The organism is Haloferax elongans ATCC BAA-1513 (genome assembly GCF_000336755.1).
In the GTDB taxonomy this organism is placed as follows: domain Archaea; phylum Halobacteriota; class Halobacteria; order Halobacteriales; family Haloferacaceae; genus Haloferax; species Haloferax elongans.
In genome coordinates this window covers 68,558-85,152 of sequence record NZ_AOLK01000002.1, presented here as the reverse complement: position 1 = coordinate 85,152, position 16,595 = coordinate 68,558, and the positions used below count along the sequence as shown (strand labels likewise).

General features: G+C 56.3%; 8 protein-coding genes and 2 pseudogenes. 2 read left to right on the top strand and 8 right to left on the bottom strand.

The window, feature by feature from the left end; genetic code table 11:
• Nucleotides 1-819: 819 nt before the first annotated feature.
• From C453_RS00535 to C453_RS00505, 8 genes and pseudogenes are all read right to left on the bottom strand, one after another.
• Nucleotides 820-1,989 (bottom strand): hypothetical protein, encoded by a 1,170-nt coding sequence (locus C453_RS00535; protein ID WP_008322013.1) that lies wholly within the window; start codon nt 1,987-1,989, stop codon nt 820-822.
• A 218-nt stretch (nt 1,990-2,207) separates the two neighbouring features.
• Nucleotides 2,208-2,951: a metal-dependent transcriptional regulator gene (locus tag C453_RS00530; protein WP_049907342.1), complete on the bottom strand. Its 744-nt coding sequence runs from the start codon at nt 2,949-2,951 to the stop codon at nt 2,208-2,210.
• Nucleotides 2,952-3,725: 774 nt separating this feature from the next.
• Nucleotides 3,726-4,949, bottom strand: a complete 1,224-nt coding sequence (locus C453_RS00525; protein ID WP_008322011.1) for a tyrosine-type recombinase/integrase — start codon at nt 4,947-4,949, stop codon at nt 3,726-3,728.
• Between the two features lie 913 nt (nt 4,950-5,862).
• Entirely contained in the window at nt 5,863-6,717 is an 855-nt protein-coding gene (locus C453_RS00520; protein ID WP_049907327.1) for a DUF4097 family beta strand repeat-containing protein, read from the bottom strand.
• Between the two features lie 109 nt (nt 6,718-6,826).
• A pseudogene (locus tag C453_RS00515) lies at nt 6,827-7,802 on the bottom strand (IS1595 family transposase).
• A gap of 1,016 nt (nt 7,803-8,818) precedes the next feature.
• Nucleotides 8,819-9,110: pseudogene (locus C453_RS19340) on the bottom strand (IS6 family transposase); the annotation flags it as partial.
• Between the two features lie 673 nt (nt 9,111-9,783).
• Nucleotides 9,784-11,397 carry a transposase gene (locus tag C453_RS00510; protein ID WP_008322008.1) on the bottom strand — a complete coding sequence of 538 codons (1,614 nt, stop codon included), beginning with the start codon at nt 11,395-11,397 and terminating at the stop codon, nt 9,784-9,786.
• A gap of 242 nt (nt 11,398-11,639) precedes the next feature.
• Nucleotides 11,640-13,991, bottom strand: coding sequence for an ATP-binding protein (locus C453_RS00505; RefSeq protein ID WP_008322007.1), 2,352 nt, complete (start codon nt 13,989-13,991; stop codon nt 11,640-11,642).
• 210 nt (nt 13,992-14,201) lie between these two features.
• On the opposite strand from C453_RS00505, the gene C453_RS00500 reads away from it, so the two are divergent.
• Both C453_RS00500 and C453_RS00495 read left to right on the top strand, forming a co-directional pair.
• Nucleotides 14,202-15,674: an eCIS core domain-containing protein gene (locus C453_RS00500; protein WP_008322006.1), complete on the top strand. Its 1,473-nt coding sequence runs from the start codon at nt 14,202-14,204 to the stop codon at nt 15,672-15,674.
• 1 nt (nt 15,675) lies between these two features.
• Entirely contained in the window at nt 15,676-16,575 is a 900-nt protein-coding gene (locus tag C453_RS00495) for a hypothetical protein (RefSeq protein WP_008322005.1), read from the top strand.
• The last annotated feature ends 20 nt before the right edge of the window (nt 16,576-16,595 follow it).

Below are 16,595 nucleotides of genomic sequence, written 5' to 3'. Positions count from 1 at the left end.
AGTAGGTCAGAAGTCTGCGTGGCTGTCTGTGCTCGTGTCTGTGCTGAGTCCTGTGTCCGTGTTTGCGTCTGCGCAGGTGTCCGCGCCTGTGCAGAGTCGTTTGTATGTCCTCGTGAGCGTGTTTGTTCCTCTGCCTGCATCTGCAGTTGTGAGACGCCTGCTTGTTCTGGTTGCCCAGGTTGCCCTGATTGCTCACTGGAAGTTGGCTCGGGAGTGCTCGTGCGGTTCGTTCTGAGGACCGTGTTAGCACGTGATGTTCGGCTGTCTGGAATGTCTAGTTCGGGTGCTTCTCCGCCGTATTGTGGGTGTGTGTCTTCGAGAGACGGATACGAAACCGAGTAGTCGTCCGAGCTGTCGGTTTGCTCCCCCGCTTGCTGTTGGACGGCGTTCTGGAACGTCCGAAAGATGAGGTTTGCCGCACCTCGTTTGTGGATAATTCGTTGTGCGAACGCCCCACCGAGACGGTCCGCATCGAGCGTCGAAATCGGGCTGATTCGCTGTTGGAGCCCGCCAACTGTCGCGCGCGGCGTACCACTTTCTCCCGAGCTAATCGTGTCGGAGTCGGTTAGCGTACCGACGTTACGACAGGATGATTCGAGCGTGAGATGTGAGTGTTCTCGAGTCATGGGTGCGTTCTTGTTACTGTCTCGGCGTGTCGAAGGTCCGCGTCCGGTGGCACGCGGTATTCTTACTAATCATCATGAGTTGACATCTTACGTATCTGTCGGTTGGAACCGGAAGACATCGCGGCAGTCTTTGCGCGTGTCTCGTCCGCTGGTCGAAGCGCGTGCGGCAAACAGTGAACTGACCTGTGAAGAGTCAGTCCTGAGTAGAGGGATTAGTCCCGGGTGACTGACCTGCAGAACTGGTGGGCTGGCCAGTTCCTGTTACGTCTTCGTCGGCTCCCTCAGAGAGTATCGAATCAATGTCAGTCCCGTCGAATTTGTCTCGTTGCAGTGCATATATCTGTCCAGTTCGGGTCAGGATGACCGGCGTCTCCGACCCTTGTTTGAGAGTGTACCCGAGGGGGAGCTCCCACGAGTCGTCGTTTGGTGCCAATTGGAACTCTTCGGGTGCATTGAACGTACAGAGTGCACCAGGACCAAGGTCCGTATCGACGCCGAACTGATAGAGGTCGAACTTCGTATCGCGAATTTTTGCGAGCGAGAGGTCGATAGTCTCGTTCGACTCGTTCCTAATCGTCAGTTCCCACGCCGTTCGCGTGTCAGGACGGTTGACGGAGGTAATCGCCAGCCCGGATAGCTCGCTCGTCTGCGCGTCGTAGCGATTGTAGACGAACACGGTGACGAGCATCCACAGGAGAACTGCGACGAGTACGGCGGGGAGTGCCGAATCCGAGTCCGTGAACCGGGTCGAGAGTGCCCAGGTCACGAATCCGCTTGCCACCGCGAACAGCGCCCCTACGACGATGGCCATCGTTCGACTCTCTAATCCTCTCGCGTGCATGTACCCGATTTTGATGGACGTCGAGCGGGGGCAGTCGTCGATGCGACGGTTTGCGAGGATGACTGCACCGGTTGCTAACGGCCACGAGACGAGGAACGCAGCCAAGACAGTCAGGTCGGAGATGGTCCAATAGTGTCGGAATGCGAGCAAGCAAAGGACCACCAAAATGGCACCTCCGAGCCCAAGCGTCGTCGCTTGCCCCCACATGGGAATCTGCTCCCAGTACTCGTAGACTGTCTCTCGATTCGGGCGATACGCGAAGTACCACGTCCCGAGAAGCGCTCCAAAGATAAACGCGGTGATGAACGTGACTTCTGGTCGGTCGATGACCCAGAGCGTCTTGCCACTGAATACCCCGTTGATTGCAACCGACGGCGCGAGGTGGAAGAGGTCGAAAAGACGACCTATTCCCCACGTCAGGAGTCCAGTCACTAGAGCCGTGACGAGAATCGGGAAGATTGGACCGAGTCGCTTGTGGACGCGCTTAATCTTCATTCGGATTTTGGGGAACAGCCGAATCATGCTCTCACGGGTGAATTAGGTTGTCTGCTGGTTCGACGAAGCGACCATTGCGTCCCGTTCCAGGCGCACCGCTCACGTTCGGTCGGAAGGGGAGACCAATACCGGCATCCTTCGATTCACACATTTACTAAATACATAAAAACAAGTCTCAGGTTATAAAGATGATGGTCCTGATTGTAGATAGACAATAATTCTCGAATCCCCAGCATCAGGGCTTCTCATGGGTGCTGACTATCGCCCAAAAGCGGTGCCAGAACCTCGGAGCCTTCGTTGACTGGAGCGACTTCGACAATATGCGCCACAGAAAGTGGAAGCTGCTGGCGTCCAGTGGGCGTGCGGACAGCCAGCAACTCTATCGGGAACCGCTCGTCAACGAGCACTGGGTTTCCTGGTTCGAGGCCGGCGTCCGTGAGGAAGTCGAGGACGTCTCGGTCGTCAGTCAGAATTCGACGAACAGCTACAGGAACGTTGGTATCGACGGTCTCCAGTCGGACGCGTTCGTGTTCGGTTTCTATTTCGAGGTTCTCGTTTGGTATCGGGTCGCCGTGTGGGTCCACCTCGGGCGACGCGAGAAACGATTCGAGGGCGTCGGCAAACCGTGGGCTGATGTGGTGCTCGAGACGGTCACATTCGTCGTGGACTTCTTCCCACCCATAGCCGAGACACTCGACAAGGAAGGTCTCCAGCAATCGGTGGTGTCTGAGGATTCGAAGTGCGAGCCGCTCGCCAGCGTCTGTGAGGATGACCGGCCGGTGCTTTTCCCGTTCGATTAGCTCTTGTTCGTTCAGTCGAGTGAACATGCTCGAAATCGTCGCCGGCTTTACATCGAGTGCTGAGGCGAGTGCAGAAGTTGAGACGCGGTCGTCTGTCGTCTCTTGGAGGCGGTAGATTCCTGTTATCGCGTCCTCCATCGCAGTCGTGAGTTGTCGAACAGTCGGTTCGGACGTATTGTAACGTGACATCTGTGGCGTGGTCTCTGTAGTGAATCGATAGCGGGTGATTCTCACCTCGTCCCGGCGCTCGAACACCTGCTTTGCGTTTTGTTTTTGTTAAACGTGCGCGGGCGAACCCTACCTTGGGACATGGACTTCTGTGTTGTTTCAGAATACCTTTCCGCTCCAAATTATTTAATCGTTATTATCGAATCTATTATTTTGACTTGTCTAATGTAGAGTGTAGATGGGTAGAATTATGTTCCTCCGGGGGCAAGTTGTGAGTGCGTTCCGACAGTGTCGGGACGCAAACCGTACCGATTACCGGATGAGCTCCTGTAACACGGGGGTGGTCGAGTTCGTAGTTCAGCTTCTTCCCCGTGTTCACAACCAAATCATGAGCAACAGGAGTTTTCGTAGTCACTGTCCAGCAACCGAGCGACGACAAGTACTTCTCACTGGGCCTCACCGCGACTCTCGAACAGTTTGGCTTCTGAGACTGTGTGATTACAGATGCAAATAGATTGAATATAGCAAAATAGAGTTTATACGAGTGGTAGAGTTTATTCGGGCAGAGTCGAGGTTCTGTTGTGGAGCATCAGTGGGGTACGCCTGTCATATGTGACTGCCTATCGTTTACGACATCGTCGAGGGCCCCTAGTCTCGGTGACGGAGATACATATTGGCCAAAAATGTTTTCTACTCGTACTTTTCTTCTCCTCCATTGTTCACAATTACATGTGTATTTTTGTAATGGATTTGGTTATCCTCCGGGACTTAGAATCCACCATACAGGCGCTTTCCCTATTCGAATATCTCCGCGAGTGACTCTCGCATGGCTTCACGACGGAACTGCCGGCGTTTTTCTTCAGAAAGGTAGTTCGACATTACAACTGTTGCCGACGAACTTCCCTGGTCCTCGGCGACGCCCTCGAGTTGCGTGAGCAACTCACCGACTGCTGACTGGTAAGTCGTATACCAGAAGCGACGACACAGCTTTGCCGTCGGAACCGAGCCATCGACTCGAACGTCGCACGCCCGTGCGAGGCGCTTGAATCGGTTGTTGATGGTGTCGGTCGTCAGGTGCCCACTGGTCGATTGCGACGACGGGAAGATGTACCCGTTCCACGACGGGCGTTCGTCGAGGTGGTCGATACGGTGATAGAGTTCGTCGACGCCGTACAAGAGCGCGACCGTACCGGGGCCATTCTTTCGCTCGTCGAACGCGATGTAGGGTTCAGTATCTTCCTCGACGTCGAGAACGAGTTGTGAGGCGTGCATGGAGGCCAGTTCTCCCGGGCGCAACCCCCAGGATGCGAGCCCCAAGACGAGGAGTTCGTCTTCGAGAGACGACGCTGCCTCGTACATCGCTCGAATCTGGTCGGCCGTCATCGTTCGGTTGTCTGGCGTCCCTTGCTCCCAGCGGAACTGCTTCGCGGCGTTCGCAACTGGGTTGTAGACTGCCCGGCGGAAGTCGACGAGGTATTCGTAGAAACTTCGAACCGTCTGCAGGTATTTGAGCTTCGTTCCGTCGGTCGAGAGTTCTCGGTCGAACTCGTCGAGGACGCGCAGGCAGCGGTCGATTTCCTCGGGTTCGCTGTCGCGGTCGTCGAGGCGGTCGAGGAGGTCGGCGCGGCCGTGCAGGTCACGATAGACGCGAGCGAACCGCGCGAGATGGGTTTGTCTCGTCGGGAGTGTGGAGTCAGCGAGGCCGCGACGACGGTCGAGCATCGAGAGATAGGCGTCGAACGCTTCGATGGTGTCGCAGTCGTCGATTCCCCACTCGTAGGTGTCACTGTCTCGGCCGTCTTCGAGGCCGACAACATCGGTGAAGAACTCTTTGACAGTGAGGTCGTGGTGCTCTCGAAGCGTGTACGCGAGCCCCGACCAGCCCTTGTCTGCGAGCCACTGATAGCTCGGTGGCTCGTCCGGGTCGAGGCCGTCGCGCATCATTTGAGGATTGATAGTGTCCCAATGGAACTCTCGCAGTTCGTCGAGCGACTTCTGCGACCAGCGGTACTCACTCATCTGTACTGTAGCCGTAGATTTTTGGCTGGAGAAGCTTGCTTGCTTCGGCGGTGGGCGTTCGTGTGCGTCGCATTTGTTGGTTAGTGACCGCACGTATCAGAGTCTAATTAATTCTCCTGATTCGGTTGTCTTATCGTCAGAAGTTAGCTCAGCACCATCTCTAGCCGAGGTCGGCTATAGATTCCTGTGACTGTAATAATCCGACTAATCACATATACAACCGCAAATACGACACTTGACACAGGGTGGTAAAAAAACAGTATGAAATATGTTCCAAATGTTATTACAACACCGAGATATCTATTTTTCATAGGAGCATTAATTTTATTGAAAAATTTGTGATTTTGAATAAGATAAGGGGTACCCGCGCCAAGTGCAAGTGCTGGAATACAGCCCAAAAGTAGTGCTGAGATTGCTGTCGAAGGCGGAGATGGATCAAGCTCTACAAGCCGAAGGGCAGCTACCACCCAAAATATGAGCGAAAATTGAATGATAGCCAGCCCTACTTGCACCAACGCCATAATGAAGGTCCGTGTCTCAGTTAGATCAATCCTTCCTGGAGAGAATACTTGGCGTAATCTCCGCATCACAATATGTATTTTAATTTGTATGAGTATTGAAAAAGGATTCGTTACCCGAGGGACCTGATACTATAGCCTGGCAGTACTTTGAACGACCCCCGTTGTCGGCTGTTTCATCCTAACATCAGCAGGGAATCAAAGCGTTAGATACAGAAGAGAGGCGATGATTGAACACTCCACGCCGATCGGAGCGAATGCAAATCGGACACCCGGAGACAACCGGACGGGAATCCCGTTCTGTTCTGGGTAGATCCGACTCGAATCACGTTTCCGATGGTTGAAATGACCTGGCCGGAGACGATTGGTCGAACCAACTGCTCCCGTAGCGGACTTCAATCGACGATTGTAATATCTCCGTTGACCGTCTCGAAATGCAAATCGTTGGTCCCCTCACCCACGACCGCTTCGAGTTCCTCGTCGGTTTGTGTCTCGACACTCGCTCGGTCGCTATTGAACTTGATTTCGCCGTTAGTCGTTGAAACGGTAACGGTCGCATCGACGATGTCGCCGAGCATGTAGTCGATCTCACCGTTCGTCGACTCGAATGTCACGTCGCCATTGAGCGCATCCGTCTCGAGAGTAACGTCACCATTCGTTGTTTCGATTAATGCCTCATCAGCGAGGGCCTTGGAAACGGCGTCGATATTACCGTTTGTAGACTTAAGTCCTGCAATTTTCGAGACGTTATCGACGCCGACCTCTCCATTAGTACTACTCGCGGTTACGGTCGCTTCGATATCCCTTACATCTATAGCCCCGTTTTCGGTTTCGAGTACCGCTCGCTCGAGTTCGTGTGGGATTGTAAGTGCGATTTCGGAGTTTGGCCTTGAGTCGTCTGTCAGCCCGAACCGCTCCATGATCGTTTGCTCGTAGTTGACTGTCACGTTGAGGGTACTGTCACTCTTATCAACTGTTAACGTCGTTCGATCCAGAGAACTCACTGAACCGGACTGTTCGATTTCGAGTTCGACAGCTTCGCGGTCAGCACCAGTTACTGAGACGGAACCAACGTCAGTATTCACGCTGATTTCAGTAGCGTTGTAGGTTTCATTGAACGTATCTGTCGTGTGTTCCTCACTTTTTTCATCAGCTAGCTGGCTGGTCACAACCCCTCCGAATACAAGTCCACTGACTGTGATGGCAGCACCAGCAATAAGGGCTCGTCGACGAGTCATATTGGGGTCCATATGGGGATATTACCTCACAGACTAACAGAAGGCGTTCTCGGTCAAATTACTTTTCAATTGTATAGAAAACTATATTGACATTAACTGGTGTAATCTCCGCTCGACACTCTTATATAGAACTGCGGAGTGCCCCCGTAGCAAGGCAATCGACGACGATTTCGAGGGATGCGCCGACCAGGTTCAATGAACGAACGATACCGAAGGTGTGAGCGGCCTGTCCAAGCAGGGCTTGGAACAGGCCGCGAAACTTCCGCAGCCACGGTTTGACCAGTGAGAAGAGGCACTCGACCTAGTTGATGTGGACGCTGTCGGCCGAAACGTACCGTTCGTCGTGGATAACAATTCGGTGGTCGTACTCCATCTCTCGATACGCTTGCAGACCATCTGTCCAGACCTCTCCCAGCGGTTGGGAGAGGTCTTCAGCCTCTTGCAGTACTGGTTCGAGGTCCCCTTGGTAGCTGATTCCAAGATGACCGCGAATCACCCGAAGCACGTCGCGGCAGGCCGCGACGAGCGTTATCTGGTCACCATGTCTTCCCTTCCATCGTGAGCGCCCGGATTGGGACGACCCGCCGCGGTACCGGCTGTTCCACGGCGGGTCTTGGCCTTTGTAGCCTGAGCAGACAGTGCTCGATTCGTTGATTTGCGTTGGGCCCGAGATGGAGTGTTGGAATTGCTCCCAGACGAGGGGGAAGCCGCGGTCACGCGCGGCTTCCACCTCTCGAATCGCGTAATAGACGGTCTTGTACGTCCTGTCGAGCACAACCGCGATTTGAGAGATACTGAGCAACGTGTCTGCAACAGAAGGTACGCGAGAAGCACCTCTCCTGTGGCGAGGTGCTTCTCGTGGAAGGGCGTGCCATAGGTGTAGACGGGTTTGAAATCGCAGTTTCGGCAGATAACGCGGTCGGACGATTCCCACGTGTGGATGCTGGGGTAGCCGCAACGAGGACACGTGGTATACTCCCAGAACTCCTGAGTCGCCGCTCGATGACGGCATCGAGCGGTTCGGTGTCCAACTCGAACAATCCAAGATCAACGAGCTGGCGAAGCATCCCACCGAACGCTGGCTGAGTTTGAGGCATAACCTCATGGTTTCGGCTCGTTCACCGTAACTACACGGTCGTTCCGCAGCTCTACATAAGAGCGGTACTCTCAGATCGAGATACGACCCTCAGACAAACCAGTGGAGTCTGAATTTTGATTCAACTCCCTTGAACGGGGGAGACAACCTGCTGTCCTCACTGAATCGAAGCCATCAGGACGTGGTCAGACTCCGAATGCATGGACTGTGACCCATCCAACAACACTCCCCGCCACAGATGAGGAGTGCAGTCCAGCCCGCTGCACGGGGCGTCCCAATGGTTCGCGCACTCCCATAGCCAGCACCGGCAGCCAACAGCACTGCGAGTGCCGCGATGAGCCGATTATCATACAGCCAAAGTGGGGCAGGGGTAAAAGCGAGGCTTACGAGGACGAAGAGCACCGGGACGAGAACCGTCGCGACACACACAATGCCCACGTATTTTACACTACTGCGGCTGAGGTCACGTGGTCCTGATTAGGGTGGTGTCATAGTGAAAACTGGTTACAGAATGTGGGTTTGTAGGTGTATTGTTAGTGGACGACCCGTGTCCCCCACGTGTTGATTCACCAGAGCCGAACATACTTAGATATCGACTTCACAGTTTTTGACGATGTAAGAACAATTTCCAGAGACAGCTACTAACGCGGCTTCCGGAGCACAAATCGCTAGCAATGCAACTGCACAACCAGCTGCAACTGGTCCTGTGATAGAACAAGTAAGGAGCCCTGGTGTACATCCCAAGAAACCCCCCATTATATCGGCAACACAAAACCCAGCCCTTTTCTCACATTTGGTGGCTAAAATCGAGAAGCCACCATTATTGCCAATTGTACCTTCTTCCGTGATTGCTGTTCGAGAACCGTTAACGCGGGAATAGCGGCGATCATGAACGACGATATATCTTCGTTCCGGACTTCCTGTCGACTCGTCTGGAAGTGAGTGGTCAACGTCAACACTCAGTTTACTACTCTTGGTTTTCATCAATTCTTGGATGTCTTGCTTTTCGTGCACTGTCTAGTTAGTGACTACCTCAACTGGCGTTCGTCCGTTGAGCGCTTGATATGGACGTTGGAAGTTATAGTATTGCCAAATTGTATAAACCACTCGCGGACGCTTCTGTGACTGTCCACCCACGATTATGGAAGTGGTCGACTCACATTTTGAGAGTATGAAACCACTTCTGGATGAGGTTTTGCTTGACGTAGTCAAGCCGACCACTCAATCCTAATCGAGAGAGTGCAGTCTGATAACCGTAGCCATCAACGAGAAACACAGCAGCCAGATCGATACCATATCGTCCAAATAATTAGTTGTTAATTGGTTGTGCTTTGTTCGATCGGCTGTCACGGAATACAAGGCGGTACTCGTGGCTTCAACCGCGTCAAAGATCCAACTCGCCTCTAGTCGTGAGGGATCAGTGACGACAGCAAGCGAATGAAAGACAATATATCGAAATACAGTGTATGAAGACTACCCACCAGCTCTTAGCAAGTCTGGGCACGGGAAGCTTCTCAAGTGATGTGGGATTGCTTGGAGTCAGGGATGGCATCGAAAACGTTGTCTGCAAATCGTAGTCGTGGGGATACACCGATCAAAGAGTCGTGGCTTCGGCCTGCGCTGCGCTGAGAGTCGGGGCTTTTCACCATTTCGCGAGAGAAGTCAACAATATTACCAATTTTGTTAGTACGTTGTCCTGTGCAGACAACCGAATTTAGCATAATAGCGTGCCTCTTCGCTTTGAGGTTAATGAATTGTATGATGCTATATGAAATTCCCCGGCGACGCTGTTCACAGTTTCGGAGGATAGGCCAGTTTTAGACCGAATCTTCGTCGATTCGTAGTGGTTCTATCTAATCAACCCCCGAACCTGAACCCTTTCGGGCCTATCTGTCGGTCAGGCGTGAGAAAATTCGCGAATTCTGGCGCTGCTGGAAAGTGTTGCCACTCCCCAGCAGCAGACTCAGCGTGGGTTCAATCGGTTAATCGGGCGGGATCATCGCCGAAGCAACGAGTTCGACACACTCACCCGCGGTGAGGACTGGCGGATAGTCCATCTCAGCGTCGACGCCCGCTTTTAGCAAAAAGTCCGTGAGCCGCCAGATATTGTACAAGAGCACTGCGAACACGAAGTAGAACAACCTGACACGGTAATCCTTCGAGGACGTTTTCGCCAGAAAGTCTCGCTTGATGCTCTTGTACTCGTTTTCGATCTGCCAGCGCTGACTGTACCGTCGACAGAACGATTCCGCTTCCTCAGGTCGTATCCGGAGGTTCGTCGCGAACACAGCTGTTCCTCCACCGTTCGTCGACGGGACGTACAGAAACCGCATCGCGTGGGAGCCAGCCTCGACATCGACGGAGGCGTTCTCCACCGCAACGTCGTGGCCGTCTGCCTCCATCCTCTGGATAGCCTCCCGTTCAGTACTGGAGATTCGTTTGGGGATGAGATAGTTCACGTTCAGATTGGCGAGCGTCTGATACACCTGCATGGAATCGAACTCACGGTCGCACAGGACCGTCTCGATCGGGACGTGCTCCTTCGCTCGACTCACCAACCGCCGAACGACACGGTGGACCTGATTCGACGGATTCTCGTCCCAGCCAGAGCTCTCACGAACGGGTTCGATCGCCAGGACGAGCGGGATGTTCTCACCGACAACTGAGAGCGTCGCGAATTTGAACGCTCGCTCCTCATCGCCGTGCATCCCACTGACCATCGTCATCCCCTCGACGTCGCCGTAGTAGGGGACGGTCGTGATGTCGATCGCGGCTGTCACTGGGCGTCGAAATGATGCTTCATCAGCGATGGCAGACAGCAAGCGATCGGTGGCTTGGTCGAACCCTTCGACGAGTTCTGTGGGCTCGAATTGCTTGACCGCCCGCAGGTGGGTGTCGCCATGTGGACCGTAGTCCTCACCACGTCGAAATTGGAAGCGAGCGGCTCCCTGTGCGGTCCCACAACCCACCATCCCCATGAACGTCTGTAGCTCGAAGAACTGCGTATCCTCGTAGGAGGCGTTCTGCGCTCGACCAGAGTCGAATCCATCGAAGCCGTGGTCTCGTGCGAGGCGGGTCGTCTGGCGAATCTGCTCGTCCGAGAACTCACCGCCCATAGATTCGTCCTGGTAATCGTCTTCAACCGACTCCGGCTTCGAGCCAGTGACCTCCTCTTTCGGGCGTATCGCTGAAATACTGGGACCGTAGTCATGGAGTTCCTTGACGACCAAGTGGGCGGTGACGGTCACGTACTCACGGACGCTGTCGTCGAAGCGATTGCGCCAGGTGCGAGACAGCACCGACTCGTCGGGGACGTGCTCCAGTCCGAACGCCTCGGCCAGTTCCTGCAAGGTTTCGAGCGTTCGGTAACTCTCGCCAGTTATCTCACGGTATATGAACAGCCGGAGCATTCCCCGGAACGAATCGGGTGCCGGGTGCCACTCCGGATAGCCGTCTTCAAGCTCGTCTGTGGAGATGGTGACCGCGCTCACTGCAGCCCGGAGACACACTCCATCTTGCAGTGTATCGCGGAGCTCGATTCCGGTCTTGTAGGCGTTGGTAATGCGGCAGGCACGCTCCGAGTGTGGGTCCAGCATCTCCGATATCGACTCTTGATTGCATCAGCACGACGGAAGTGAACGTGGGTTCGCGCTGTCCCGGTGTTCTCGTCGACAACCGCAAGCAGGGACTGCTTGCTACCAGCCCGACCTGCACCGACTGCCCCACCACTCCATTCACCGACGATTCGCCAGGTTCTCGCGGAGGTTGAACAGCCGCCAGGCGCCGTCGGCGGCCTCGTCGCTCCGCAGTTCGTACGCCCTGCTGGTTCGCCGGTCGTTCAACTGGCGGTCGAACCGCACGACGACCTTGTCCGATTCGTCGCGAAGCCGCTCGATCTCGCCCGCGATCGATACGTCGCGGTGGGCGAACGCCTGGCGCTCCTTGTACGGGACCTCGTCGAGTAACGCGTTCGAATGGTAGAGGTCGTGTGCGCGGTCGGCCTCGCCGGCGTCGAGCAACTCGATGAATCGTCGGACGACCGCCTCGGGCGACTGATCGTCAGCCGCCTCCTCGGATTCCTCCTCAGTCTCTTCGGTACTCCCGAGGGCGGCCCGGCCGTGCTGGGACTGGAAGTGCTGTGCGTACTCGCCGAAGTCGACGTCCTTGAGGATCTTGTTCTGGGCGCTGAACTCGCGTTCCAGCGCTCGGACGACGTGACGCATCTCGATGGTGTCGCCGTCGGCCGCGGCCAGGACGGCGGTGGTCTGGCCGACGGACTTGATCTGCCCGCCAGTGAGTTCGAGCTCGGCGAGTAACTCGTAATCGAGCCCCTCGGTCGGTGCGTCCTCGGGGAAGAGCCCGCGCCAGATCGCGTCCCGCGTCTCCTCCTTTGGTTGTTGAACGAGATGGTGTGGTCGATGCGTCGCTGGAACGCGGAGTCGATGTTCGTCGAGTAGTTCGTCGTAAGCAGGACGACGCCGTCGTAGCTCTCGATGCGCTGGAGGAGGTAGTTCACTTCGACGTTGGCGTAGCGGTCGGTGGCGTCGGAGACCTCCGCGCGGTCGCCGAAGATGGAGTCGGCCTCGTCGAACAGGAGGATGGCGTTGGATTGCTCGGCGGCCTGGAAGATGCGTTCGAGGTTCTCCTCGGTCTCGCCGATGTACTTCGAGATGACACTCGAGAGGTCGATCTTGTAGAGGTCCATCCCGATATCGTTCGCGAGGACCTCGGCGGCCATGGTCTTGCCGGTGCCGGATTTCCCCTTGAAGAGTGCGACGACGCCGGTCCCCCGGGAGAACGCCTCGTCGAACCCCCATTCGCTGTAGACGCGGGCTCGACGGGCGATGTGCTCGCGCACCAGTTCGAGTTCGCGTTCGGCCTTCTGGCGGAGGTGGATATCCTCCCAACTACTCGCGGGGTCGAGCTGCTGGGATAATTCGTCGAGGCCGTCGGCGGACTGGGCGCGACAGCCCGCCCGGATATTCTCGGCGGTCGGATCCCCGTCGGCGAGCGAGCGCGCCGTCGCCAGCGCCGCCTCGAGTTGGCCCTGGGTGAGTTCGAACGTGCTGGCCAGGACCTCGGGGTCGACGTCGTCGGGGAGGGCGTCGGCATGGTCGTCCCAGAACTCGCGGCGCAGGTCGATACCGGGTCGCGGGAACGCGACGATGGCGTCGAGGTCGAGCGTGGTGCCCGTCGGCGTCCAGGCGTCGGTGCCCGTGACGTAGCACTCGGTCGGTACGTCGGCGAACCGGTCGAAGATGTCCTCCAGTGTCGTCGTCTCGTCCTCGTGGACGGCATCGGCGTTTGTCAGGTGGACCGGGCAGTCCTGCAAGAGTGCCTCCCGATGGAGTCGGTCGAGAGCACCTGCTTCGATGACGCCCGCGAGGTCTGCTTGGAGGAGACGGTCGTCGGTCAGCGCTTCGACGGCCCGACGCTTCCGGCTGCCTTCCGGGCCGTGGAAGTAGTACCGGCCGGGCTGTTCGGTGGGAGTTTCGTTGAGGGAGGCCACGCGCTCGGCGACTGCGGGATCGAGGTGGAGATCGTCGAGCGTCGTCGAGGGGGTTTCGAGAGTCGAGAAGGAGGCGATAGCGGGAGCCAGTGTGTCGCGGGTGGCGAGATAGGTGTAGATGCGCTCGCTGACTGCGACGGTCCTGAGCTGGCGCGAGGAATCCGAGTCGGGGACTGTCTCGGTTCGAACGAGATCGTGCTCTCGGAGCGGCGATTCGTCTGCGACCAGTTCCGTCGCGACGAGTTTCGTTGCCTTGGTCGCCCCGAACAGGTCCGCGATCATTGCAACCGTCGGCCGGTCGAGCGCGTCCTCACCCTGGAGTTGGCGAAACCGCTCGTGGTAGTCGGGGTCGATGTCGGGTGCGAGGGCCAGCACCAGTACGTCGAGATGGCGGCGGCTGAGACCGAACGTCTCGGCCAGATGTGCCAACCGGAGTCGCACGCCGTTCGAGTGCGCCTGCTCGATGTCACTGCGGATCGACTCTGCGGCGGCGGAGAGATCAGCTCGAACGTCGTCGGCCACCAGCGGCGACAGCGACTTCGGGTCTACGTCAGGCCCTGTCGAGTCGTCGAGTTCCACCGCTGAGATATTCTCACTGACAGTGTCACGGTATCCGTCCAATAGCGTGTCGACACGGTCGAGTTCGGCCAGCAGATGGTCGGTTGATGTCTCGTAACTCATGGCGTAATGCAGGACGCAGGACCTCGTCCGCCGCGGTTCCGGTGGTCCACCATCCCAGCTTCTATTGGTGATAACGTTCCAGTGCCCACATATTTATTACGGAAGTTCAAATTCTGAGTTATAGTGAATAATTGTTATCGTTACAGCACCAATACAAATAAATAACGGGGCGGAGATGACGTAGGCAACAAGCGAACGGTGGAGACACGAATGGGAAGACGGTCATCTCGCCAGAACAAGTCCGACGACGACTCACAGACGTATCACTCTCATCGGCGAACACACGACATCGACTCGGATCTGCGGACCAACCAGAGTGCATACGTCGGACCCGACGACGGACGCGGTGTGTACTACCAGGGCGAGCGTGACCCGGACAGCGTCTACGCCAGTACCGTCCCGGCGGCTCCCCAGACGGAGACGACGGCCCAAACCAAGCGAGACGATGCCCCGCCGGGGAGCATCGCGAACGGACTCCTCCAGCGCAAAACGAAGGACGACCGCCCGGACTGGGACGGCGAGGACCCAGGCGTCCCGGAGCCCGTCCGTGACGTGCTTTCTTCACCCGGGCGGGGATTATGTGGCCCCATCCAGAGCGATATCGAGGAGAAGATGGGTGAGACGTTCGGCGACGTGCGTATTCACACGGGGTCGGACGCCGCAAAAGCCTGTGACGCTGTGAACGCCAGGGCGTTCACCGCGGGCAACCACATCGTGTTCAACGACGGCGAGTACGACCCGAAAACCCCACACGGGAAGTACGTCCTCGCCCACGAGATGGCCCACGTCAAACAACAGACCGGCGGCGCACTCTCGTTACTCCCACAGCCCGACTCCGAACTCGTCGTCGACCCCGACGAACGGCTTGAACGCGAAGCTGACCAGGCCGCAGCTGCCGTCCTCCAAGGTGAAAACGGTGATAATCCCCGGATTCAGCGATTGCCCGGGACGAGTGCCGAGGTTCACATCCAGCGCATCCCCGAGGGGAAAGTGTTCGAAGCGCTGGCGCTGTTCGAAGCCGAGCGCGGTGACGAAGATATCAGCGACCATCGCCAACAGCACAACAACCACCAGTTTGGATTCCTCTACGAGGTCGCTCAGGACGTTATCGAGAAACAGGATACGCAGGAGAAACTCGACCTCAAACAAGAAGTGGCCAACACAAAGAGCCCCGACCAAACCGCTGAAGAACTCTCGAAGCGGTTCGACTCGATTGCGGACCTCAAGTCCCAGATCGAAGATCTGAAGAACAGTGTCGACGCAGACCTCGAAGACGTTGCGCTGACCGACGATCAGCGCCTCCAGCTCGACGGACAAACGGAAACGAACAAGTGGGATAACGTCTCGTGGACGGTCGTCAAATCGATTCTGTCAGCAACCGCAATCCCACAACTGCTCGATATCGCAAACGTTGCCGGTGAGGTATCTGCCTCCGAGGCAGTGACTTCTACCGATACGAGTACGCAGGCCGCGGGCTACGACATCAACGAACGCGCCAAACAGACCATCGCTCACGCCCGCAAACGCAAGATTACGAGTTTCAAAGACATCAAAAAGATCTGGACCCAGACCAACGGCACCCTCGAAGAACGTGCCCAACAGATCGAACAAGAAATCCGTGAGGGTACGTTCCTCGAGGATGCATCTCGCGGTCTCTCACAAAGCACAATCGGTGGTGAATAAGATGGAGGCAACAATAACCGGCGAAGACGAAGTCGCCGTCGGTTTAAGTGTAATCGACAATATCAAATCCGAACATCTGATTGAGATGGAACTCGATGGTGAAATCTACCATCATCAGTCCGAAGCCTACGCTGACAACCCTGCACTCAGGACACGCGAAGAGTGTGAGCGCGTTGATCAAGCACGCCGTTTCGCAAAATGGCATGTCTATCGCGATCGTGGCTACGATACAGTTCCGCCAATCGAGAATCCCGACCGACTGCTGGCGGGGTTGCTCGCGATTACGATGCTCTCTGGCGAGGGGTTTCAGCGGTATTTCGGCGACCTCGAAGAACGATTAGCGAGTCACTACGACGACTCGTCGGTTGACCTCCCGTTCCCAAATGCCGACCCAGATGATGCCATCATCTACCAGAAGGACGTGTACCTCCAGTCGAACCCGGTAGAGTTTGAGCCGCCAATCCTCGATCAGTTCCTAGCACGCTTTGAGGGCGAGCCAGATTCACTTGTCACAGACGACATCCGAGACATATCCTCCGACGAGTTGGATGACCTCGTCTTCGAAATCGAAGCAGTCTCGGACACGCACATCGTCCACAACGACGGTCAAGGCAACGAGCAGGTAGCCCGCAGGGAGCAACCACTCGAACGGGAGCCCGACGCGAGAGTTGAGTTGATGGCGTTCGACCCATCGTCGGTCGACTCCTTCCAGCACTACGTTGTCTCGAACCTTGCGTACCAGATTCGGGATCGATTCCTGTTGATGGGTGTGAAACCACCCGTCGCGTTCCGCGCGCAGGGCTGGGGAACCTACGAGGGATTCCAGTGCCAGAAGTTCTGCTCGCTGTACGAAGACTACTGGTCTTCAGAAGCTGCAATCACGTCCTGGAACCCATCCTGATAGTAATTAGTGATTCTACA